Here is a 22,657-nt window from a genome sequence, read left to right on the forward strand (position 1 = left end):
AAATTCACCGCGCACCAGCGCTGTTGTCTGATTGCGGCACCTAACGTGTGTCCGTGACGCCTTTAGCGGCGGCTGTGCGCGGGAACGCTTCGGCGTAGCTGAGTTTTTGGCTGGTTCCTCAGTTTCCTACTCTCGCGTACGGCTGCCACCCAAACCTGTAGGAAGGTCATTGGTAGCCTCATTTAATCAGTTGAGGTGCAAAATATGACAACGCTTGAACCGGCTCCACCCTACGAAAAGATCATCCCCCATCCCGACAACCGCTTCATGGCCCTGACCGGCAATTGCAGCGACATGCCGACCCTGTTCATCGACACCCACGTACCCCTCGACATCCTGATGGACGCCGCCAACCACCGTCTGCGCGCCGTGATCCAGGTGCTGGAAAACATGTGCATGCGCGGCTCGGTCGAATGCGACTCCGTCATCCTCAGCGACTTCGCCCAGCTCTGCGTGATCCCTTTGCGCGACGGCTGTGATGTGCTCTATGTCATCGGCAAGCGGTTGCGCGCCGCGCCATAAAAGCAAAGCCCCTCACCCTAACCCTCTCCCAGAGGGAGAGGGGACTGACCGAGTCGTCTGTGTGATGTACGCCGACTTGCGACTTCAGCGGTGAACTTCGCTTGGCCAAGCTTCGGGGGACTGACCGAGTCGTCTGTGTGATGTACGCCGACTTGCGACTTCAGCGGTGAACTTCGCTTGGCCAAGCTCCGGGGGCTGACCGAGTTGTCTGGGTGATGTACGCCGACTTGCGACTTCCGCGCTGATCTTCGCTTGGCCAAGCCTGAGATCATGCGGATCTTTCAGGTCGATGTAACTCGCAAGATCACCACCGTCAGTTCCCTCTCCCTCCGGGAGAGGGCTAGGGTGAGGGAAAGGCTTTTGTCCACTCAGCCGTCAACCCCTGACTTGCCGCGCGGTAAAAGGTAAACTTTGCGCCCTTCGCAGGAGCAGCCATGAATTATCGTCACGCCTTCCATGCCGGCAATCACGCCGATGTGTTCAAACACCTGACCTTGACCCGCCTCATCGCCCTGATGTCGCGCAAGGAGCAGCCGTTTGCCTATCTCGACACGCACGCCGGGATCGGTCTGTATGACTTGCAGGGCGATCAGGCCAACCGTACCGGCGAGTACCTGGAAGGCATCGCGCGCTTGTGGGATCAGCCGGACCTGCCGGCGTTGACCGCCGACTACCTGAAGGTGCTGCACGAGATGAACCCGGATGGCCAGTTGCGCTACTACCCGGGTTCGCCGGAGCTGGCGCGGCGCCTGACGCGCCCGCAGGATCGGGTGATGCTCAACGAGAAGCACCCGGAAGACGGCGTGCTGCTCAAGGACAACATGGCCGGCGATCGTCGGGTCAAGGTTCATCTCGGCGAAGGCTGGCATGTCGCGCGGGCGATGTTGCCGGTGCAGGAGAAGCGTGCGGTGATGTTGATTGATCCGCCGTTCGAGCAACTCGACGAGATGCAGCGTTGCGCGGCGTCGTTGAAAGAGGCGATTGGTCGTATGCGCCAAACCGTGGCGGCGATCTGGTATCCGGTGAAGGATCAGCGTGCGTTGCGTCGTTTCTATCAGGATCTGGCCGGGACCGGCGCGCCGAAGTTGCTGCGTGTGGAGCTGCTGGTGCATCCGCTGGATACGCCGAACAGCCTGAACGGCTCGGGCATGGCGATTGCCAATCCGCCGTGGGGGCTGGAGGAAGAATTGCGTGAGCTGCTGCCGTGGTTGTCGAAGAAGCTGGGGCAGACTCAGGGTGGCTGGCAGATGGATTGGTTGATTGCCGAGAGCTGATCACTGAGCGATCGTTCCCACGCTCCGCGTGGGAATGCAGCCCGGGACGCTCCGCGTCCCAACAGCGGACGCAGAGCGTCCATTGAGGCATTCCCACGCAGAGCGTGGGAACGATCAGTCGGCGGGTCAGTTGCCTGCCAGGCTCGCTGGCATGCACACGCCGGTGCCGCCAATCCCGCAGTAGCCCTCAGGATTCTTCGCCAGATATTGCTGGTGATACGTCTCGGCAAAATACACGGTCGGCGCCTGTTCGATCTCGGTGCTGATTTCACCCAGACCTGCTTTCGACAGTTCAGCCTGATAGGTCGCCTTGCTTTTCAGCGCCGCGTCCAGATGCTCAGGCGAGGTCGCGTAGATCACCGAGCGGTACTGCGTGCCGATGTCGTTGCCCTGACGCATGCCCTGCGTCGGGTTGTGCAGTTCCCAGAACATCGCCAGCAGCTCTTGGTAGCTGACTTTGGCCTTGTCATACACCACCAATACCACTTCAGCGTGGCCGGTCAGGCCCGAACAGACTTCTTCGTAGGTCGGGTTCGGTGTGAAGCCGCCGGCATAACCGACGACCGTGCTGACCACGCCCTCACGCTGCCAGAAGCGCCGCTCGGCGCCCCAGAAGCAGCCCAGACCGAAAATCGCAAAATCGACGTCCTGGAAAAACGGGCCAAGCAGCGGGGTTTCTTCGAAGACAAAGTGCTTTTCAGGCAGGGTCATCGCAGTTTCGCGGCCGGGCAGAGCTTGTTCTTTAGTCGGGAGCACGTTCTTGTTCACCAGAATTTCCGAGCGCAGAACCATGATCGTTCCTCTCAGTCAGGTTGGATGTAAAAAGTCAGACCGCCAGTGTGCCCAATGATGCCCGGTTAATCACTACCCAAAATGTGCGGGTACTCGACTGCTCTTTGTAGGAGTGAGCCTGCTCGCGATGGCGGTGGGTCAGTCAGAAGGTTTGTTGCTGACGCACCGCTATCGCGAGCAGGCTCACTCCTACAGGGGATTTGCGGTGTTTTTAGAGGCAGAGTGGGCCGCGTGGGTAGCGTTTGAGGGCCTGGATCAGTTCGCCGCCCGGGATCGGCCGGTCGAACAGGTAACCTTGGCCGACGTCGCAACGGTGGCGGCGCAGGAACGCCAGTTGTTCGGCAGTCTCGATCCCCTCCGCCACGACCTTGAGTTTCAGGTTGTGCGCCATGGCGATCACTGCCGAGGTGATTTCCATGTCGTCCTGGTTGTCGGGAATTTCATGGATGAAGCTGCGATCGATCTTGATGATGTCGATCGGGAATTTCTTCAAATAACTCAGCGACGAGTAACCGGTGCCGAAGTCGTCCATGGCCAGCGTCAGGCCGAGGCGCTTGAGCTGGTCGAGCTGCAAGTGCGTGTCTTCGGTGGCTTCCAGCAGCAGGCCTTCGGTCAGTTCCAGTTCGAGCAGATTGGCCGGCAGCGCTTCTTCCTTGAGGATGTTGGCGATGGAGGCGACCAGATCCGGATCGGAGAACTGTTTCGGCGAGAGGTTGATCGCCACTTGCAGATTGCCCATCCCAGCAGCGGTCAGCGCTTTGCTCATGCGGCAGGCCTGTCGCGCGATCCACTTGCCGATCGGAATGATCAGGCCGGTTTCTTCGGCGACGCTGATGAACTGGTCCGGGCGGATCATGCCGCGTTCCGGGTGATTCCAGCGCAACAGTGCTTCCATACCCAGCAGGCGACCGCTGCGCAGGCACAGCTTGGGCTGGTAGAACACGTCCAGCTCGTTCTGGGTCAGGGCACGGCGCAGGTTGTTCTCGACGAACAGTTTGTAACTGGCCTCGGCGTTCAGTGCTTCGGTGAAGACTTGCACCTGATGTTTGCCGTTGGCCTTGGCCTTGTGCAGCGCCAGGCCGGCGTTACGCATCAGGGTTTGCGGATCGCGACCGTGCAGCGGCGCGCACGCCAGGCCGACCGAGCCGGTAACGCTGATCAACTGGTTGTCGACGAACATCGGTTTGTCGAGGGTCGCCAGCAATTGGTTGGCGATCTGCTGGCCGGTCGCCAGATCGGTATCGTCGAGCAACACGGCAAACTCGTTACTGGCGAACCTCGCCAGGCTGCCGCTCGGACTCAGGCTGTTGCGCAAGCGTCGGGCCAGACTGATCAGCAGTTTGTCGCCGGTCTGGTGGCCGAGGCTGTCGTTGATCCGCTTGAAATTGTCGATGTCGACCAGCAACAGGCTGATCGGCGTATCGCTGTCGCGGGCGAAGCGTTCGTCCAGATTGCGGATAAACGCCGGGCGATTGCCGAGGTTGGTCAAGTTATCGGTGTAGGCCAGACGCTCGATGCGCTGCTGGGCCAGTTTGGTCTGGGTGATGTCTTCGTAGATGCCGATGTAGTGCGTCAGTTCGCGGTTGTCGCCGTAGACCTTGGAGATCGACAACTGGCCCCAGTACGGTTCGAGGTTCTTGCGGCGGCTCTTGAATTCGCCCTGCCAACTGTTGCTCTTGGCCAGCGCCGAAGGCGCGTCGAACAGCAGTTCACTGAGGTTTTCCAGCGCCGGCAGCTCCGACAGGCGCTGGCCGTGGACTTCCTCGGTGGTGTATTGGGTGATCGCGGTGAAGCTCGGGTTGACGTACTCGACCACGCCGTCGCAATTGACCAGCAAAAAGGCGTTGGCACTTTGCTCGACCGCACGCTGGAACAGGTGCAGGGCGCTGGTGGCGGTGCGGCGGTTGTGGTTGTTGATGACTTGCGCGAACTGGTCGGCCAGCTCGCCGGCAAAAGCGATTTCGTCGGACTGCCAGGCGCGGGTGACGCCGGTTTGTTCCAGACACAGCACGCCGACCACTTGGCCGTCGACGCGAATGCTGGCGTCGAGCATGGCGTTGACGTCGCGCGGGCGCAGGGCTTCGGCCATCTCCCGGGTGCGCGGGTCGCGCATTGCATTGTGTGCGTCGATGGCGCGGCTGCTGTGCAGGGCTTCCATGTAGTCGGGGAAACTGCTGATGTCGATCACGTCCGGGAGGATGTATTCCTGGGTCGCGCGGTGGTACGCGGAGATCGGCACCAGATGCTGACCTTCGAGGTTCCACAGGCTGGCGCAGTCGATTTCATAGATATCGCAGGCGCAGCGGGTGATCAGCTCGGCGGCTTCCTGCAGCGAGTTGTGCGTGCTGTAGCGCTGGCGCGCGAGCAGCAGAATCAAATCCTGTTGAGCGCGTACGCGCTCCAGGTGCTGCAGTTGTTCCTGCTGTGCCCGTTGGTTGAGTTCCAGGGCGATCTGCAGGCGCGAATTCTGCGTTTCGAGGTCGACGGAGGGCGGCAGCGGCACCTCATTGAAGACGTGATCGACCGCCAGCAGATAGCCGCGCAGCAGGTGACGATTGTGTTGTTTGTAGGCTTCGCCCAGTTCCAGGATGCTCAGCGCGCCGGCTGCGGTGTGCAGGGTATAGCGCACCAGATAGTGGGGGCTGGCGGTCAGCTGTTGCTGGATCGCGTCGTGCAGTTGATAGCGCGCTTCAGGCTCCATCAGGCTCGCGTAGGGTGAGCCGACCAGTGCGCAAAGCTCGACGGCCGGCTGGCCGAACTGGCGTTCACAGTTGGGATCGAGAAACAGCATGGCCCAACTGGCTTCATTCAAGCGCTCGAAACGCAGCATGCCGAGCCGCGAGGGCACAGGCAACTGCGTCACTACCTCGGCCGCCATACGGCTGGCGGCATCGGGTTGGCTCTTCATGAAGGGAACTCGCTTGGAAATATGCTGAACGCGCCGGGCTCTCGCCCTCTTTACTGTTGCCTGCGGCAAGGTTGCATCATTGCGGCACCGACTGACAAGAGACATGAAGGCCAAGTGCTATAAGAATATGTCGGCTGGAGTGAACATTTCTCCAGCGTCTATTTGAAAACAGCAAAAGATCGCAGCCAGCGTACGCATTTGCAGGGAAATACGATCCCCAAGGAGCTGCCGAAGGCTGCGATCTTTTAAGGTTTAGCGCAGATCTATCGCAATCGACTGCAATGGCTTCCCATCGCGATCATGGTAATTCACCACAATCTGATCGGTCTCAACCACCAGATGGGCGAAGTTGTCCTCACTCACCACCGTGCTGGTCAGCTCATGCCGGTAATCGCCCGCCGCCGTGCGTACCAGCGGCTGATCGAGAATGAACGTGGTCGCTTTGGCATACGGCAGCAGTTTGCTGTTGCACAGCGGCGAGGACACGATAGTGTGCACTTCGAAGTCCGGGTCTTCGCTGTGACTCAAGCGAGCGGTGAGCGAGCCATGCACGTCCCCCGAAATGAACACGACATTCTTGATGCGCCGGGTGCGGATGGTTTCGAGCAAGCGCAGGCGCTGCTCGGGAAAGGCTTTCCAGGCGTCATCGCCGTTAAGTTTGCGATCCGGGTAGAACATCACACTGGTGACCACGAACTTGACCCGCGCGGTGCTGTTGCTTAGCCATTTGAACAGGGCCTGCTCCTGCGCCTCGTCGAGGATGCGTCGGTCATCGGCGGACAAGTTACGGCGGGTGCGACTGTCGGTGACAAACCATTCGATATCGCCATCGCTGAACTGATACCAGTAATGCGCAAGTGTTGAGTGATCTACTTCACCGTTAGATGTCAGCGAATGTACCGGACTGTGACTGGCCTGATACAACTCATAAGCGGCCATGGCGTTACGGTATAAGTCACCGTCCGACTTGCCGGCATTGGCGGGCCAGTTATCTTCGATTTCGTGATCATCGAGAATCATGTAAGTCGACGTGCCGGACATCAAGCGTTGAATATTCGCTTGGGAGAACGCTGCGCGGTATTTACTGAGGATGTCTTCGTATTCGCGGTCCGGTGCGACCACATTCAAATCGTCCACGTAAATTTGATCGCCGGTCATCAGTACGGCGCTGATTGGCGGTTGTAGGCCTTCGATCACTTGATTGATGGACGCGAAGATCCGATCGCCTAATTGCGGCAGGACGGCGACACCGGCGGTCATGCGTAGGTAGCGGCAGGAGCCGACGATGTAGGCTCTGGGCTGCCGGGCTTTGCTGGAGCGGGTGCGCAGACGATAGATTTCCTTTGGCCATTGCAGCGGCAGTTCGGCGACGCTGTCCGGCGTGTGTACCGGATTCATCGGACTGAACCAGCCGGCCTGATATTCATATTCGGTATCAACACTCAAGTTGTTGAGGGCGAATACGTGCGACATATCGCGTGATTCGCCCAGATGAGCGAAGTTGGCGTTTGACCATTGTTGTGTGTCAGATGCACGGTAACGTATTCCGGCAAATACCAATGCATTGTTCTGCCGATCGCCACGCATGAATATGCGCGCATGATGAGTTGTAATGTGGCCGACAATCGGGCCGATAGTTGGTTTTAACATGTCGAATCCATTCGAATGAATTTGAATAAATCAGGGGATTGGTAAAGTTTGCTTAGTTGATTTTTCTGCGCCTAGGTTAGTTGTGTATGGAATAAAAAAGATCGGGGCCAAGTCGACCAGGGCTGTGGCCGAAATCAGCACAGCTTGTGGGAAAAGGACGAGAAAGGATTTTCTTCGGGCAAAAAAAAGCCCCGCCAAACTGACGGGGTTGAGGTACGAGCGTGTGGCGCTCGAAAGGGTGCAGCAATCGGCCCTCCGTTGCCGGAGGGCCGATCGAGTTACAACAGGATCGTGCGGATGTCCGCCAGCAGGCTGCCCAGACGCTGGGTGAAGCGTGCGGCAGCGGCGCCGTTGATCACACGGTGATCGTAGGACAGCGACAGCGGCAGCATCAGTTTCGGCTGGAAGGCTTTGCCGTCCCAGACTGGCTGGATGGTTGCCTTGGAAACACCGAGGATCGCCACTTCCGGCGCGTTGACGATCGGCGTGAAGCCGGTGCCGCCAATGTGGCCGAGGCTGGAAATGGTGAAGCAGGCGCCCTGCATGTCGTCAGCGGTGAGCTTCTTGTCGCGGGCCTTGGCGGCCAGCGCAGCCGCCTCAGCCGCAAGCTGCAGAAGGCTTTTCTGGTCGACGTTCTTGATGACCGGTACCAGCAGGCCATCCGGGGTGTCGACGGCGAAGCCGATGTTCACGTACTTCTTGCGGATGATCGCTTTGCCGCTTGGCGCCAGCGAACTGTTGAAGTCCGGCAGTTCCTTGAGCATGTGCGCGCACGACTTGAGCAGCAGCGGCAGGATGGTCAGCTTGACGCCAGCCTTCTCGGCAACGGCTTTCTGCGCCACGCGGAACGCTTCCAGCTCGGTGATATCAGCCGAATCGAACTGAGTCACGTGCGGGATGTTCAGCCAGCTGCGGTGCAGGCTCGACGCGCCGATTTGCATCAGGCGAGTCATCGGCACTTCTTCGATTTCGCCGAAACGGCTGAAGTCGACGACCGGAATCGGCGGGATGCCCGCGCCACCGGTTGCGCCAGCAGCAGCGGCCGGTGCTTCCTTGGCCTTCTGCATCATCGCTTTGACGTAGGTCTGCACGTCTTCTTTCAGAATACGACCGTGCGGGCCACTGGCGCCGACAGCGTTCAGCTCAACGCCGAACTCACGGGCCAGTTGACGCACGGCTGGGCCGGCGTGAACTTTCGCGCCCGGTTTCGCTGGCGTAGCAGCCGGTGCGGCGGCTGGAGCGGCAGCAGGTGCAGCGGCAGCCGGAGCAGCAGCGGCAGGTGCCGGAGCGCTTGGAGCAGCAGCGGCGGCTGGAGCCGGGGCAGCAGCAGGCGCTGCGCCTTTGACTTTCAGCTTCAGAATCAGGTCGCCGGTACCGACTTCGTCATCCAGCTTGATGGAAACACTTTCCACCACGCCAGCGGCAGGCGATGGAATTTCCATGCTCGCCTTGTCGGATTCCAGGGTGATCAGCGACTGGTCGGCTTCAACGCTGTCGCCAGCCTTGACCAACACTTCGATGATCTTGGCTTTGCCGGCCGAACCGATGTCCGGAACGTGGATGTCCTGAACGCTGTCGGCAACCGGTGCTGCTGGCGCGGCTGCCGGGACAGGCGCAGCAGCAGCGGCCGGAGCAGCAGCCTGAGCCGGAGCGGCCGCAGCAGGGGCCGCAGCACCCGCCACTTCCAGATCCAGAATCAGGTCGCCAGTGCCGACTTCGTCGTTGAGTTTGACGCTGATGGCCTTGACCACGCCAGCGGCAGGCGACGGGATTTCCATGCTCGCCTTGTCGGACTCCAGGGTGATCAGCGACTGATCAGCCTCGACGGTGTCGCCGACCTTGACCTGGATCTCGATGATCTGCGCCTTGCCCGACGAACCGATGTCCGGCACGTGCACTTGCTGCACCGAAGCGGCAGCAGGAGCAGCGGCAGGCGCGGCAGCAGCAGGAGCGGCAGCCGGTTTGGCTTCAGCTTTTGCAGCCGGCGCAGCGGCAGGAGCAGGGGCCGCTTCAGCGGCGCCCTCGACTTCCAGCTCAAGCAGTTCGTCGCCTTCTTTCAGACGGTCGCCCAGCTTCACTTTCAGGCTCTTGATGACGCCGGCTTTCGGGGCCGGCACTTCCATGCTGGCCTTGTCCGATTCCAGGGTCAGAATGCTCTGGTCGGCTTCGATGCGGTCGCCGACCTTCACAAACAGTTCAATTACTTCACCTTCACCGCTGCCGATGTCAGGTACGCGAATGAGTTCGCTCACAAAATGTCTCCTCAGCAGTCCAGTGGGTTGCGTTTTTCCGGGTCGATGCCGAACTTGACGATGGCCTCAGCCACGACTTTAGGTTCGATATCACCACGGTCAGCCAGTGCTTCCAGGGCTGCCAACACCACGAAATGACGGTCGACTTCGAAGAAATGACGCAGTTTCTTGCGGCTGTCGCTGCGGCCGAAACCGTCGGTGCCGAGGACTTTGAATTCCTTCGACGGTACCCACTGACGGATCTGCTCGGCGAACAGTTTCATGTAGTCGGTAGAGGCGATGACCGGACCTTTACGGCCGTTCAGGCACTCTTCGACGTAGCTCAGCTTAGGCTTCTGGCCCGGCTTCAGACGGTTGCTGCGCTCGACAGCGAGGCCGTCGCGACGCAGTTCGTTGAAGCTGGTAACGCTCCAGACGTCAGCGCCAACGTTGAACTCTTCACGCAGAATCTTCGCCGCTTCACGGACTTCACGCAGGATGGTGCCGGAGCCCATCAGCTGTACGTGATGCGCCGCATCGCGGGTGTCTTCTTCGAGCAGGTACATGCCTTTCTTGATGCCTTCTTCGGCACCGGCCGGCATGGCTGGCTGCTGGTACGACTCGTTCATCACGGTGATGTAGTAGAAGATGTCCTGTTGCTCTTCGGTCATCTTCTTCATGCCGTCCTGAATGATCACCGCCAGCTCGTAGCCGTAGGTTGGATCGTAGGTGCGGCAGTTCGGGATGGTCGCGGCCAGCAGGTGGCTGTGACCGTCTTCGTGTTGCAGACCTTCACCGTTCAGGGTGGTCCGGCCGGCGGTGCCGCCGATCAGGAAGCCACGGGTACGGCTGTCGCCAGCGGCCCAGGCCAGGTCGCCAATACGCTGGAAGCCGAACATCGAGTAGAAGATGTAGAACGGCAGCATCGGCTGGTTGTGGCTGGAGTACGAAGTACCGGCAGCGATGAACGAGCTCATGGCGCCTGCTTCGTTGATGCCTTCTTCAAGGATCTGACCTTTCTGGTCTTCCTTGTAGAACATCACCTGGTCTTTATCGACTGGCTCGTAGAGCTGGCCGACGGAGGAGTAGATGCCGAGCTGACGGAACATGCCTTCCATACCGAAGGTACGGGCTTCGTCCGGGATGATCGGAACGATGCGCGGGCCGATTTCCTTGTCCTTGACCAGTTGCGCGAGGATTCGCACGAAAGCCATGGTGGTGGAAATTTCACGGTCGCCGGAGCCGTCAAGGATCGCCTTGAGGGTGTCCAGGTCCGGCGTCGGCACGCTGAAGCTTTGTGCGCGGCGCTGTGGCACGAAACCGCCCAGTGCAGTGCGACGCTCGCTGAGGTAGCGGGCTTCGGCGCTGTTTGGCTCAGGCTTGAAGAACGGCAGGTTCTCCAGCTCTTCGTCCTTGACCGGGATGTCGAAACGATCGCGGAACAACTTCAGGCTGTCGACGTCGACTTTCTTGGTGTTGTGCGCAGTGTTCTTCGCTTCGCCGGCACCGGTGCCATAACCCTTGATGGTCTTGGCGAGGATGACGGTTGGTTGTTCTTTGTGGTTGACCGCTTCGTGGTACGCCGCATAGACCTTGTACGGGTCGTGGCCGCCACGGTTGAGTTTCCAGATCTCGTCGTCGGACAGATCAGCAACCATCGCCTTGAGTTCTGGCGTGTTGAAGAAGTGTTCACGGACGAACGCGCCGTCTTTGGCTTTGTAGTTCTGGTACTCGCCGTCGATGACTTCGTCCATGCGACGTTGCAGGATGCCGTCGACGTCTTTGGCCAGCAGTGGGTCCCAGAAACGGCCCCAGATGACTTTGGTCACGTTCCACTGAGCACCGCGGAACACGCCTTCGAGTTCCTGGATGATCTTGCCGTTGCCGCGAACCGGGCCGTCGAGGCGCTGCAGGTTGCAGTTGATGACGAAGATCAGGTTGTCCAGCTTCTCGCGGCCGGCCAGGGAAATCGCGCCCAGGGATTCCGGCTCGTCGCACTCGCCGTCGCCCAGGAAGCACCAGACTTTCTGTTTGCCCGGCTGGATGAAGCCACGGTGTTCCAGGTACTTCATGAAGCGTGCCTGGTAGATCGCCTGGATCGGACCCAGACCCATGGAAACGGTCGGGAACTGCCAGAAATCAGGCATCAGCCAAGGGTGCGGGTAGGACGACAGGCCCTGACCGTCGACTTCCTGGCGGAAGTTGTTCATCTGGTCTTCGGTGATGCGGCCTTCCATGAACGCACGGGCGTAAACGCCTGGCGAGGTGTGGCCCTGGAAGTAGATCAGGTCGCCGCCGTGTTCGTCGGTCGGGGCCTGGAAGAAGTAGTTGAAGCCGATGTCATACAGGGTCGCACTGGAAGCGAAGCTGGAGATGTGACCACCCAGGTCAGAATCTTTCAGGTTCGTACGCATTACCATGGCCATCGCGTTCCAGCGTACCAGCGAGCGAATGCGGCGTTCCATGAACAGGTCGCCAGGCATGCGTGCTTCGTGGGTTACCGGGATGGTGTTGCGGTAAGGCGTGGTGATGGCGTAAGGGAGTTGCGAGCCGCTGCGGGTCGCAAGTTCGCCCATACGGGTCATCAGATAGTGAGCACGGTCTTCGCCTTCTTTGTCGAGAACCGATTCCAGGGCGTCCAGCCATTCCTGGGTTTCGACGGGATCGAGGTCTTGCATGGCTTGCTCCAGGGCGGAAAGGCTTCCAGAATCGGTTGCCTGAGTTTGCGACTGGCCTTGTGGGCAGACGATTTAAAATTCTTGGATTGCCGATAGGTTGTTCCGGCGGCGTGTAGTTTTACTACAAATCTTCCGGCATTTCAGCCTTTCGAATGTATAGACGAGTAGTAAAACTACAGAAGAATGGCTTGTGGCCTCCGGCTGCGTTGTGAGAATAATCGTTAAGGTTGGTCTTTTGCCATCCGAAAAAGGTGAAACTTTGATGTTCGCTGCCAAAGAGAAAGAAATTTCAGCTATTTCTAACTTTTGTTCGACAGTCCTCCGGGTAGCGGGTTTTCACCAATCACTACAAGCGGCCATTTACACGCCGATCAAGGATAGACCATGACCCTGCCCGTGCTTGCCGAACTGCCCGCCATTCTCCTGCCGTTGGTCACTCGATCCGAGCAGTCGTTCCGTACGGCCGTCGCCGCGCTGGAAGACGATCACGGCTTCGCCAACTGGACGCCAGAGCGCTGGGCGCAGTTCGCCCGCGTCACCGCTGCCAGCGAATTCGTCATTGAACAGAGCGTTCGTGACCCTTTGATGTTGCTTGCGCTGGTGCAGTCCGGCGAACTCGACCGGGCCTTCGCGCCGGGTGAATTGTGTGCGCAGATTGCCGCTGCGGTGAACGCCGCTCAGAGCGAAGATGAACTTGGCCGTGCTTTGCGCCGTCAGCGCGCCCGTCATCAAGTACGGATCATCTGGCGCGATCTCACCCGGCAGGCCGATCTGGTGCAGACCTGCCGCGATCTCTCGGACATGGCTGACGCGACCATCGATCAGGCTTATCAATGGCTGTACAGCCGCCATTGCGAACAGTTCGGTACGCCAACCGGTCGCCGCAGTGGTGAGCCGCAGCAAATGGTCGTCCTCGGCATGGGCAAGCTCGGCGCCGTCGAGTTGAACCTGTCTTCCGACATCGACCTGATCTTCGCTTACCCCGAGGGCGGCGAAACGGTGGGCGTGAAGCGCTCGCTGGATAATCAGGAATTCTTCATTCGTCTCGGCCAGCGCCTGATCAAGGCGCTGGATCCGATGACCGTCGACGGCTTTGTCTTCCGTGTCGACATGCGCCTGCGCCCGTACGGTTCGTCCGGCGCGCTGGTGCTGAGCTTCAATGCGCTGGAGCAGTATTACCAGGATCAGGGCCGCGACTGGGAACGCTACGCGATGATCAAGGCGCGGGTGGTGGCCGGCGATCAGGTCGCGGGCGCGCAGTTGCTCGACATGCTGCGGCCATTCGTTTACCGGCGTTACCTGGACTTCTCGGCGATCGAAGCGCTGCGCACCATGAAGCAGTTGATCCAGCAGGAAGTGCGACGCAAAGGCATGGCCGACAATATCAAGCTCGGCTCCGGAGGCATCCGCGAGGTCGAGTTCATCGCTCAGGCCTTTCAGTTGATCCACGGTGGCCGCGACTTGAGCCTGCAGCAGCGTCCTCTATTAAAGGTGTTGAGCACGCTGGAGGGGCAGGGTTATCTGCCGCCGGCGGTGATCAGCGAATTGCGCGAGGGCTACGAATTTCTGCGTTACACCGAACACGCGATTCAGGCGATCGCCGACCGCCAGACCCAAATGCTGCCGGATGGCGCGCAGGATCAGGCGCGCATGGCCTTCATGCTCGGGTTTGCCGATTGGGACGCCTTCCACGAAAAACTGATGTTCTGGCGCGGTCGCGTCGCCTGGCACTTCGCCCAGGTGATTGCCGATCCTGATGAGGATGAAGGCGCCGAAAGTGAAGTGGTGGTCGGCGGCGAATGGCTGCCGCTGTGGGAAGAAGCCCAGGACGAAGAGGCTGCGTGCCGGCAGTTGGAAGAGGGTGGTTTTGCTGATGCGAGCAAAGCCCTGAAAGCGTTGGCCGGATTGCGCAGTAGCCCGCAATTGCGCGCGATGCAACGGTTGGGGCGTGAGCGTCTCGATGCCTTTATTCCGCGTTTGCTCGCGCAGGCGGTTGAGCACGCTAACCCGGACCTGGTGCTTGAGCGGGTGTTGCCGCTGGTGGAAGCGGTCGCGCGGCGCTCGGCTTATCTGGTCTTGCTGACGGAAAACCCCGGTGCGCTACGACGCTTGCTGACGTTGTGCGCGGCGAGCCCATGGATCGCTGAGCAGATCACTCGCTTCCCGCTGCTGATGGATGAATTGCTTAACGAAGGGCGTTTGTTCAAACCGCCCTTGGCGCCGGAACTGGCCGCCGAATTGCGCGAGCGGCTGACGCGAATCCCGGAAGACGACCTCGAACAACAAATGGAAGCCCTGCGCCATTTCAAACTGGCGCACCGCTTGCGCGTCGCCGCCTCGGAAATCGCCGGCAGCTTGCCGCTGATGAAAGTCAGCGATTACCTGACCTGGCTCGCCGAAGCGATTTTGGAACAAGTGCTGGCCCTGGCCTGGCGCCAGACCGTGGCCAAGTACGGCACGCCGCTGCGCACCGACGGCACGTTGTGCGATCCCGGTTTCATCATTGTCGGTTATGGCAAAGTCGGCGGTCTGGAACTGGGGCATGGTTCGGATCTGGATCTGGTGTTTATCCATGACGGTGATCCACAGGCGGAAACCGACGGGCCGAAGTCGATCGATGGCGCGCAGTTCTTCACTCGGCTGGGGCAGCGGATCATTCACTTGCTGACAGCGCAGACCAACTCCGGCCAGCTCTATGAAGTGGACATGCGTCTGCGCCCATCCGGTGCTTCGGGGCTGTTGGTCAGCTCGCTGGGTGCGTTTGCCCGCTATCAGGAAAATGAAGCCTGGACGTGGGAACATCAGGCTTTGGTGCGCGCGCGGGTGCTGGTCGGCAGTCAGGATGTCGGTCAGGCGTTCGAGAAGGTTCGCGCCCAGGTATTGGGCAAGGCGCGCGACCTGGCCAAGCTGCAACAGGAAGTCAGCGAGATGCGCGCGAAGATGCGCGACAACCTCGGCACCAAGAGCACCGCGGCCGGTACCGCGGCAAATGCCTTTGATGCCACGGCGCCGTTCGACCTCAAGCAGGACGCTGGAGGTATCGTCGATATCGAATTTATGGTGCAATACGCGGCTCTGGCGTGGTCGCAAAGCCACCCGCCACTGCTGCGCTGGACCGATAACATCCGCATTCTGGAAGAGCTGGAACACGAAGGGCTGATGCCTGCCGAAGATGCCAGCCTGTTGCGCGAGGCCTACAAAGCCTACCGCTCCGCCGCCCACCGGCAGGCCTTGCAGAAGGACGCCGGGGTGATTGCAGGCGACCAGTTTGTTGAAGAACGGCGGCAGGTTTTGCGGATCTGGCGTGAGTTGGGGCTAAGCTGATAGCGGTTTGTGCAGCACCCAATACCCTGTGGGAGCGAGCTTGCTCGCGAAGACGGAGTGTCAGACGACAGCGATGTCGGATGTGACGGCCCCTTCGCGAGCAAGCTCGCTCCCACAGAGGATCTACAGTGTCTGTAGATCTGAAGCAGGACGAACAAACAATGTGGGAGCGAGCCTGCTCGCGATAGCGGAGTAACAGTCGACAGTCATGTTGAAGGTAATGACCCATCGCAAGCCGCCGGTGTTCCCACAGTGATTCTCGAGGCGGGGAGGCGTAAATGCCTCCCCGGTTCGTTTTTGGAAACCACATGAATATTCTGATCGTTGGGCCCAGTTGGGTCGGTGACATGGTGATGGCGCAGACACTGTTTCAGTGTCTCAAACAGCGCCACCCGCAATGCGAAATCGACGTGCTGGCCCCCGAGTGGAGCCGGCCGATCCTTGAGCGCATGCCCGAAGTGCGCAAGGCCTTGAGCTTCCCGCTCGGCCACGGCGCGCTGGAATTGGCGACGCGTCGACGCATCGGTAAATCCCTGCGCGGCCAGTACGATCAAGCGATCCTGCTGCCCAATTCGCTGAAATCGGCGCTGGTGCCGTTCTTTGCCGGCATCCCGAAACGCACCGGCTGGCGCGGCGAGTTCCGCTACGGCCTGCTCAACGACGTGCGTACCCTCGACAAAGAGCGCTATCCGCTGATGATCGAGCGGTTCATGGCTTTGGCCTATGAGCCGAACGCCGAGCTGCCGAAACCTTATCCGCGCCCAAGCCTGCAAATCGATCCGGTCACCCGCGAAGCGGCGCTGGCCAAGTTCGGCCTGGCTCTCGACCGCCCGGTGTTGGCCCTTTGCCCTGGCGCCGAGTTCGGTGAATCCAAGCGCTGGCCGTCCGAGCACTACGCCAAAGTCGCTGAGGCGCGCATTCGCGAAGGCTGGCAGGTGTGGCTGTTCGGCTCGAAAAACGATCACGCCGTCGGCGAAGACATTCGCGCTCGGCTGATCCCTGGCCTGCGCGAAGAATCGGTCAACCTCAGCGGTGGCACCTCGCTGGCCGAAGCCATCGACCTGATGTCCTGCGCCGACTCGGTGGTCTCCAACGATTCCGGCCTGATGCACGTTGCCGCTGCGCTGAACCGTCCATTGGTCGCGGTCTACGGCTCGACCTCGCCGGGTTTCACTCCGCCGCTGGCCGAGCACGTTGAAGTCGTCCGTCTGGGTCTCGATTGCAGCCCGTGCTTCGACCGTACCTGCCGCTTCGGCCATTACAACTGCCTGCGCCAGCTGATGCCGGACGCGGTCAACGATGCCTTGCAGAAGTTGCAGGGCTCCGTGGTCGAGGTTCATTAAGTTGCGGGTACTGCTGATCAAGACTTCATCGCTGGGCGATGTGATTCATGCGTTGCCGGCGCTGACCGACGCCGCCCGGGCCATTCCCGGAATCAAGTTCGACTGGGTCGTGGAAGAAGGCTTCGCCGAGATCCCGACCTGGCACCCGGCCGTTGGCAAAGTGATTCCGGTGGCGATCCGTCGCTGGCGCAAAAACCTCTGGAAAACCATCACCAGCGGCGAGTGGAAACGCTTCAAGCAAAGCGTGCGCGCGAACAAATACGATTTGGTGATAGACGCCCAAGGCCTGCTGAAAAGCGCCTGGCTGACCCGTTACGTCAAAGCGCCGGTGGCCGGACTCGATAAAGGTTCGGCCCGCGAGCCGATGGCCGCGCGTTTTTACGATCGCAAACTGGCCGTGGCCCGTGGTCAACACGCCGTCGAACGCGTGCGCCAACTGTTCGCCATTGCCCTCGGTTACGACCTGCCAAAAGGCCTGGGCGACTACGGCCTCAACGTCGAGCGTCTGGTCGAGCTGCCGCGCAAAAATGCTTTTGTGGTGTTCCTGCACGGCACCACGTGGGACACCAAACACTGGCCGGAAGCCTACTGGCGCGAACTGACCGAGCGCGTCGGTTACCTCGGCGTCGGCGTCAAACTGCCGTGGGGCAACCCGCAGGAAAAGGCCCGCGCCGAACGCATCGCCGCCGGCTTCAAGCATGCCGAGGTCCTGCCGAAGCTGAATCTGGCCGGCGTCGGCAAAGTCCTCGCCGGCGCGCAAGCCTGCGTTGCGGTGGACACCGGTCTCGGCCATTTGGCGGCGGCGCTGGACGTGCCGACCATCTCGCTGTTCGGCCCGACCAACCCGGGTCTGACCGGCGCTTACGGCAAATTGCAGATTCACCTGGCCAGCGATTTTCCGTGCGCGCCGTGCCTGCAAAAGAAATGTACCTATCAACCGACCGCGCAGGATGCCCGTCAGTTTGACCTGAAGCGTGAACAGCCGCTGTGCTTCACGCGACTGAACCCAGAGCGTGTCGCCAGCCGACTGAGCACGTTGTTAATGGCTGAGGAGCTGCGCTGATGCAATTGGCATTCGTCCTGTACAAATATTTCCCGTTCGGTGGCTTGCAGCGCGACTTCATGCGCATCGCCCTCGAATGCCAGAAACGCGGACATCAGATCCGCGTCTACACGCTGATCTGGGAAGGTGATGTGCCGCCCGGTTTTGAAGTGCTGGTGGCGCCAGTCAAAGCCTTCTTCAATCATCGTCGCAATGAAAAACTCAGTGCGTGGATGGCAGCGGATCTGGCCAAGCGCCCGGTCGATCGCCTGATCGGTTTCAACAAGATGCCGGGGCTGGACGTTTATTACGCTGCCGACGGCTGCTTCGAAGACAAGGCGCAAAACCTGCGCAACTCGTTGTACCGTCGCTGGGGCCGTTATCGCCACTTCGCCGAATACGAGCGCGCGGTGTTCGCCAAAGACGCGAAGACCGAAGTGCTGATGATTTCCGAAGTGCAGCAGCCGCTGTTCATCAAGCATTACGACACGCCGATCGAGCGCTTCCATTTGCTGCCGCCGGGCATCGCCCAGGATCGCCGCCGTCCGGCAGATGCCGATGAAATTCGCGCCGGTTTCCGCGCCGAATTCAACCTGAAGGACGATGAACTGCTGCTGGTGCAAATCGGCTCCGGCTTCAAGACCAAAGGCGTCGATCGCAGCCTGAAAGCGCTGGCGGCATTGCCCGCTGAACTGAGAAAGCGCACCCGGCTGTTTGTAATCGGCCAGGATGACCCCAAATTATTCCAGATGCAGAGCGCCACTTTGGGTCTGGGCGATAACGTAACGTTCCTCAAGGGGCGCAGCGATATCCCGCGTTTCCTGCTCGGCGCCGATCTGTTGATCCACCCGGCGTACAACGAAAACACCGGTACCGTGCTGCTTGAAGCGCTGGTCGCCGGTTTGCCGGTGCTGGTCAGCGCAGTCTGCGGTTACGCCCATTACATTGCCGAGGCGGATGCCGGGCGAGTGCTGGACGAGCCGTTCGATCAGGCGCAGCTGACGCACTACCTGACCGACATGTTGAATGATGACGCTGCACGCGCGGCCTGGAGCCGCAATGGTCTGGCCTTCGCCGAGACGGCCGACCTCTACAGCATGCCGCAGCACGCGGCCGATGTGATTCTGGCGGAGCACGCTTAATGAAGTTGATGCTGGCTGAACCGTTCAAAAGCCTTTGGGCCGGGCGCGACCCGTTCGCCGAAGTCGAAGGCTTGCAGGGCGAGGTATACCGCGAGCTGGAAGCACGCCGGACACTGCGCACGGAAGTCGACGGCAACGGCTTTTTCGTCAAGATCCACCGTGGCATCGGTTGGGGCGAGATCTTCAAGAACCTGCTCACCGCCAAGCTGCCGGTACTCGGCGCAGGTCAGGAGTGGAAGGCTATCCAGCGCTTGCAGGAAGTCGGCGTGCCGACCATGACTGCCGTTGCCTACGGCGAGAAGGGTAGCAACCCGGCGGATCAGCATTCGTTCATCGTCACCGAAGAACTGGCGCCGACCATCAGCCTCGAAGACTTCAGCATCGACTGGGTCAAGCAGCCGCCCGCGCCGAAACTCAAGCGCGCGCTGATCGCCGAAGTCGCGCGCATGACCGGCATGATGCACCGTGCCGGCGTCAATCACCGCGACTGCTACATCTGCCACTTCCTGCTGCACACCGATAAACCGGTGACACCTGAAGATTTCAAACTCTCGGTGATCGACCTGCACCGCGCCCAGACTCGCGCGAAAATCACGCAGCGCTGGCGCAATAAAGATCTGGCCGCGCTGTACTTTTCCGCGCTGGACATCGGCCTGACCCGCCGCGACAAACTGCGTTTCCTCAAAGGTTATTTCCAGCAACCGCTGCGCCAGATTCTGGCGGAAGAAGCGCCGCTGCTGAGCTGGCTCGAAGGCAAAGCCAGCAAGCTCTATGCGCGCAAACAGCGCTACGGGGATGCGCTCTGATGGCGGGTTGGACTCTCGAGCCGCAATACAGCGAGCTCGCCGAAGACTTCGGCAGCCTCGAAGCGGTATTTGCGTTGCAGGGTGAACGCCTGACCCGTGACCCGCTGTCGGAAGTGATTCGCGTGCAGCGCAACGGCATCAACTATTACGTCAAACGCTATGTCGGCGCCGGTAAAGGCTTGCGCCGCTACCTCGGCAAGCCGCGAGTAAAGATGGAATGGCAGAACCTCAAGCGCTTCGCCAAGTGGGGCATTCCCACTGCTGAGGTGGTCGCCTGGGGCCTGGAACGACGTGGCGCGGCGTATGATCGCGGCGCCATGATCACGCGCGAATTGCCCAACACCGAAGACCTTTCGGCGCTTGCCGAGCGCAAGGATCCGAAACTCAAGGATCACGCCTGGGTCGACGGCGTCAGCCGGCAACTGGCCGGTTATACCCGGACGATGCATGATCACCGATTTACCCATAACGATCTGAAATGGCGCAACCTGTTGATCGATGAGCAGGCCCGCATATTTCTCATCGATTGCCCTAACGGCGAGTTCTGGCGCGGCTTCTGGCTCAAGTATCGGATCACCAAGGATCTGGCCTGTCTCGATAAACTCGCCAAATACCACCTGTCCAATACCCAACGCCTGCGCTTCTATAAGCAATACCGCCAGTGCGATCGGCTAGATAGCGCCGACAAGAAACGGATTCGGCACGTGGTGAGATTTTTCGAGGGACGCGAATGACTGATTTTCTCGCTGCTGAAGACCGCGCACTGCTTGAGCGCCATGGTCTCGGCACTTTCGACGCACTGTGGGCCAAACAGCTTGAAGCTGTGGACGAACCCAACACCGCCCGTGGCGGCTGGAGCAGCGTCTTCCGTCTGGACCTGGAAGGGCAGGGTTATTACCTCAAGCGCCAGAGCAATTACCTGACGCGCACCTTGCATGCGCCTTTCGGCGAGCCCAGTTTTGCCCGTGAGTTTCGCAATATCAGTCGCTATCGCAAGCTCGGTATTCCGGCACTGCAAGCGGCGTTTTTCGGTGAGCGCAAGGTCGACGGCGAAGTTCGCGCGATCCTGCTAACCCGCGCGCTGGACGGCTGGAGCGATCTGGAGTCGCTGTTGCAGCGTTGGGCGCAGCTCAGTGCCGCGCAACAGTCGGCCATCCTCAAGGCTTGCGGATTGCTGGCTCGGCATCTGCACGGTGTGCGTCAGGTGCACGGCTGCTTCTATCCCAAACATATTTTTCTGCGAACCAGCGGTGACGGGTATCAGGCGCAATTGATCGACCTGGAAAAAACCCGTCCCTTGTTGTTCGGCATGCGTGACCGGATCAAGGATCTGGAACCATTGCAGCGCCGCGCACCGGAATGGAACGAGGCGCAACTGCGTGAATTGCTCGCGGCTTATCTCGATCAGCCAAGCGATAGCTCACTGCTGGACAGCTGGCTCGCCCGGCTGACCGCGCGCCGCAGTCACAAGGAGACGCGCTGATGCAATTGTCCGAGCTGGCTGGTGTCGGGCGAACCCCGCCACTGCCGCTGACGGTGACTCTGGCCGATGCCGCCGGGAGTGCGGATCTGCAATTGTTGAGTCTGCTGCGGGTATTGCCGGGCCAGCGTTACGTCGGCGCCGGTGTCTGGCGCGGCCGTCCGGTACTGGCCAAATTGCTGGTCGGCGGCAAGGCTGCCCGGCACTTTCAGCGTGAACTGGAAGGTGTGCGCCTGCTGGCCGCGCAAGGCATGACCACGCCGTTGCTGCTGGCCGATGGCTTGAACAGTGGCGAGGGCGGCTGGCTGCTGTTCGATTTCCTTGAAGGTGCCGAAAGCCTTGGCGATGCCTGGGCCAAAGTCGAGACGCTGCCGGTGCTGGCCGACGAGCAATCGGCGGTGTTGGCCGAGGCGCTGGGTGCCATTGGCCAATTGCACGGCAAAGGGCTCTGGCAGGAAGACCTGCACCTGGACAATCTGCTGCGTCACGGCGGTCAGTTGTACTTGATTGACGGTGCCGGCATTTGCGCAGAAACCGCTGGCCAGCCGTTATCGCGGCAGAAAGTCCTGGAAAACCTAGGCGTGTTTTTCGCTCAGTTGCCCAAGGCGCTGGAGCCGTTCACCGAAGAGCTGCTGGTGTATTACCTGTTGAGCAACAGCGAGCACGCGTTGCCGCTGGAAGCGTTGCAGAAGCAGATCGACAAAGTGCGTCGCTGGCGTTTGAAAGACTTTCTGATCAAGGTTGGTCGTGAGTGCACACTGTTTAGCGTACAGCGCGGAGCGTTCGGTCTGCGCGCGATCCGTCGCGAAGAAGTGTCGGCCATGGTACCGGTGCTGGAACAGGCCGATGCGTTGCTCGATCAGGGCCATCTGTACAAGACCGGTGGTGCGGCAAGCGTCGGCAAGGTTCAGGCCGGTGCGCGCACGCTGGTGATCAAACGCTACAACATCAAGGGCTTTGCGCATTGGCTCAAGCGTTTCTGGCGCCCGAGTCGCGCCTGGCATTCGTGGCGCGAAGGCAATCGCCTGGCGTTCCTCGGCATCGCCACGCCCAAACCGCTGGCGGTGCTGGAGAAGCGCTTTTTATGGCTGCGCAGCCGTGCGTATCTGGTGACCGAGTTTCTGCCCGGACCGGACATTATCGAGCGCTTTGCGCCCTATGTTGGAAGTGGTGAAGCACCTGAGGCGGAGTTGCAGGCGCTGGACCTGTTGTTCGCACGATTGATTGACGAGCGCATCAGTCATGGCGACTTCAAGGGGCACAACCTGTTCTGGCAGGAGGATCGCTGGGCGCTGATCGATCTGGACTCGATGTGCCAGCATGGATCGGTCGGCAGTTTTGCGCCGGCCTATGCCCGTGACCGCGCGCGATTCATGCGTAACTGGCCGGAAAGCAGCGCGCTGTATCAGATTATTGATCAGCGTTTGCCGAAAGACATTTCCAGCGCGGCCTGAGTCAAACCACT

General features: G+C 60.3%; 15 protein-coding genes. 10 read left to right on the plus strand and 5 right to left on the minus strand.

The features are described from left to right. Window positions 1-204 precede the first annotated feature (204 nt). Both ACWR1S_RS03400 and ACWR1S_RS03405 read left to right on the plus strand, forming a co-directional pair. Window positions 205-522, plus strand: coding sequence for a hypothetical protein (locus tag ACWR1S_RS03400; RefSeq protein ID WP_454562415.1), 318 nt, complete (start codon window positions 205-207; stop codon window positions 520-522). A 434-nt stretch (window positions 523-956) separates the two neighbouring features. Beyond that, window positions 957-1,796: a 23S rRNA (adenine(2030)-N(6))-methyltransferase RlmJ gene (locus tag ACWR1S_RS03405; protein ID WP_454562416.1), complete on the plus strand. Its 840-nt coding sequence runs from the start codon at window positions 957-959 to the stop codon at window positions 1,794-1,796. 126 nt (window positions 1,797-1,922) lie between these two features. Here the strand turns inward: ACWR1S_RS03405 and msrA are convergent, their stop codons facing one another. The 5 genes from msrA to aceE all read right to left on the minus strand — a co-directional run bounded on the left by msrA (window position 1,923) and on the right by aceE (window position 12,055). Then, window positions 1,923-2,588: a peptide-methionine (S)-S-oxide reductase MsrA gene (gene msrA / locus ACWR1S_RS03410; RefSeq protein WP_454562417.1), complete on the minus strand. Its 666-nt coding sequence runs from the start codon at window positions 2,586-2,588 to the stop codon at window positions 1,923-1,925. A gap of 211 nt (window positions 2,589-2,799) precedes the next feature. Beyond that, complete coding sequence (locus ACWR1S_RS03415; protein WP_454562418.1) at window positions 2,800-5,496, minus strand: putative bifunctional diguanylate cyclase/phosphodiesterase; 2,697 nt, start codon at window positions 5,494-5,496, stop codon at window positions 2,800-2,802. A gap of 252 nt (window positions 5,497-5,748) precedes the next feature. Further along, the gene (locus tag ACWR1S_RS03420) at window positions 5,749-7,146 is read right to left on the minus strand and encodes an alkaline phosphatase D family protein (protein WP_454562419.1); all 1,398 of its coding nucleotides are present in this window, start codon (window positions 7,144-7,146) and stop codon (window positions 5,749-5,751) included. A 278-nt stretch (window positions 7,147-7,424) separates the two neighbouring features. Next, complete coding sequence (gene aceF / locus ACWR1S_RS03425; RefSeq protein ID WP_454562420.1) at window positions 7,425-9,398, minus strand: dihydrolipoyllysine-residue acetyltransferase; 1,974 nt, start codon at window positions 9,396-9,398, stop codon at window positions 7,425-7,427. 11 nt (window positions 9,399-9,409) lie between these two features. Then, complete coding sequence (gene aceE / locus ACWR1S_RS03430; protein WP_007915682.1) at window positions 9,410-12,055, minus strand: pyruvate dehydrogenase (acetyl-transferring), homodimeric type; 2,646 nt, start codon at window positions 12,053-12,055, stop codon at window positions 9,410-9,412. Between the two features lie 384 nt (window positions 12,056-12,439). Between aceE and glnE the strand changes: the two genes are divergently transcribed. From glnE to ACWR1S_RS03470, 8 genes are all read left to right on the plus strand, one after another. Beyond that, window positions 12,440-15,379 (plus strand): bifunctional [glutamate--ammonia ligase]-adenylyl-L-tyrosine phosphorylase/[glutamate--ammonia-ligase] adenylyltransferase, encoded by a 2,940-nt coding sequence (gene glnE, locus ACWR1S_RS03435; protein ID WP_454562421.1) that lies wholly within the window; start codon window positions 12,440-12,442, stop codon window positions 15,377-15,379. Window positions 15,380-15,687: 308 nt separating this feature from the next. Next, entirely contained in the window at window positions 15,688-16,722 is a 1,035-nt protein-coding gene (gene waaF, locus ACWR1S_RS03440; protein WP_397483120.1) for a lipopolysaccharide heptosyltransferase II, read from the plus strand. A gap of 1 nt (window position 16,723) precedes the next feature. Beyond that, window positions 16,724-17,785, plus strand: coding sequence for a lipopolysaccharide heptosyltransferase I (gene waaC / locus ACWR1S_RS03445; protein ID WP_454562422.1), 1,062 nt, complete (start codon window positions 16,724-16,726; stop codon window positions 17,783-17,785). Continuing rightward, window positions 17,785-18,906: a glycosyltransferase family 4 protein gene (locus ACWR1S_RS03450; protein ID WP_454562423.1), complete on the plus strand. Its 1,122-nt coding sequence runs from the start codon at window positions 17,785-17,787 to the stop codon at window positions 18,904-18,906. The genes waaC and ACWR1S_RS03450 overlap by 1 nt, the downstream gene beginning before the upstream one ends. Continuing rightward, window positions 18,906-19,712, plus strand: coding sequence for a lipopolysaccharide core heptose(I) kinase RfaP (gene rfaP / locus ACWR1S_RS03455; RefSeq protein WP_454562424.1), 807 nt, complete (start codon window positions 18,906-18,908; stop codon window positions 19,710-19,712). Before ACWR1S_RS03450 ends, rfaP begins: the two co-directional genes overlap by 1 nt. Further along, window positions 19,712-20,446: a lipopolysaccharide kinase InaA family protein gene (locus tag ACWR1S_RS03460; protein ID WP_454562425.1), complete on the plus strand. Its 735-nt coding sequence runs from the start codon at window positions 19,712-19,714 to the stop codon at window positions 20,444-20,446. Before rfaP ends, ACWR1S_RS03460 begins: the two co-directional genes overlap by 1 nt. Next, complete coding sequence (locus ACWR1S_RS03465) at window positions 20,443-21,195, plus strand: lipopolysaccharide kinase InaA family protein (protein WP_454562426.1); 753 nt, start codon at window positions 20,443-20,445, stop codon at window positions 21,193-21,195. Before ACWR1S_RS03460 ends, ACWR1S_RS03465 begins: the two co-directional genes overlap by 4 nt. Further along, window positions 21,195-22,646, plus strand: coding sequence for a lipopolysaccharide kinase InaA family protein (locus ACWR1S_RS03470; protein ID WP_454562427.1), 1,452 nt, complete (start codon window positions 21,195-21,197; stop codon window positions 22,644-22,646). The genes ACWR1S_RS03465 and ACWR1S_RS03470 overlap by 1 nt, the downstream gene beginning before the upstream one ends. The last annotated feature ends 11 nt before the right edge of the window (window positions 22,647-22,657 follow it).

The organism is Pseudomonas sp. AIG (assembly GCF_977020205.1).

What these genes read in the sequence shown, in the direction of transcription:
- ACWR1S_RS03400 (WP_454562415.1), top strand. Translation starts at nt 205, where the DNA reads ATGACAACGCTTGAACCGGCTCCACCCTACGAAAAGATCATCCCCCAT.
- ACWR1S_RS03405 (WP_454562416.1), top strand. Translation starts at nt 957, where the DNA reads ATGAATTATCGTCACGCCTTCCATGCCGGCAATCACGCCGATGTGTTC.
- msrA (WP_454562417.1), bottom strand. Translation starts at nt 2,588, where the DNA reads ATGGTTCTGCGCTCGGAAATTCTGGTGAACAAGAACGTGCTCCCGACT.
- ACWR1S_RS03415 (WP_454562418.1), bottom strand. Translation starts at nt 5,496, where the DNA reads ATGAAGAGCCAACCCGATGCCGCCAGCCGTATGGCGGCCGAGGTAGTG.
- ACWR1S_RS03420 (WP_454562419.1), bottom strand. Translation starts at nt 7,146, where the DNA reads ATGTTAAAACCAACTATCGGCCCGATTGTCGGCCACATTACAACTCAT.
- aceE (WP_007915682.1), bottom strand. Translation starts at nt 12,055, where the DNA reads ATGCAAGACCTCGATCCCGTCGAAACCCAGGAATGGCTGGACGCCCTG.
- glnE (WP_454562421.1), top strand. Translation starts at nt 12,440, where the DNA reads ATGACCCTGCCCGTGCTTGCCGAACTGCCCGCCATTCTCCTGCCGTTG.
- waaF (WP_397483120.1), top strand. Translation starts at nt 15,688, where the DNA reads ATGAATATTCTGATCGTTGGGCCCAGTTGGGTCGGTGACATGGTGATG.
- ACWR1S_RS03450 (WP_454562423.1), top strand. Translation starts at nt 17,785, where the DNA reads ATGCAATTGGCATTCGTCCTGTACAAATATTTCCCGTTCGGTGGCTTG.
- rfaP (WP_454562424.1), top strand. Translation starts at nt 18,906, where the DNA reads ATGAAGTTGATGCTGGCTGAACCGTTCAAAAGCCTTTGGGCCGGGCGC.
- ACWR1S_RS03460 (WP_454562425.1), top strand. Translation starts at nt 19,712, where the DNA reads ATGGCGGGTTGGACTCTCGAGCCGCAATACAGCGAGCTCGCCGAAGAC.
- ACWR1S_RS03465 (WP_454562426.1), top strand. Translation starts at nt 20,443, where the DNA reads ATGACTGATTTTCTCGCTGCTGAAGACCGCGCACTGCTTGAGCGCCAT.
- ACWR1S_RS03470 (WP_454562427.1), top strand. Translation starts at nt 21,195, where the DNA reads ATGCAATTGTCCGAGCTGGCTGGTGTCGGGCGAACCCCGCCACTGCCG.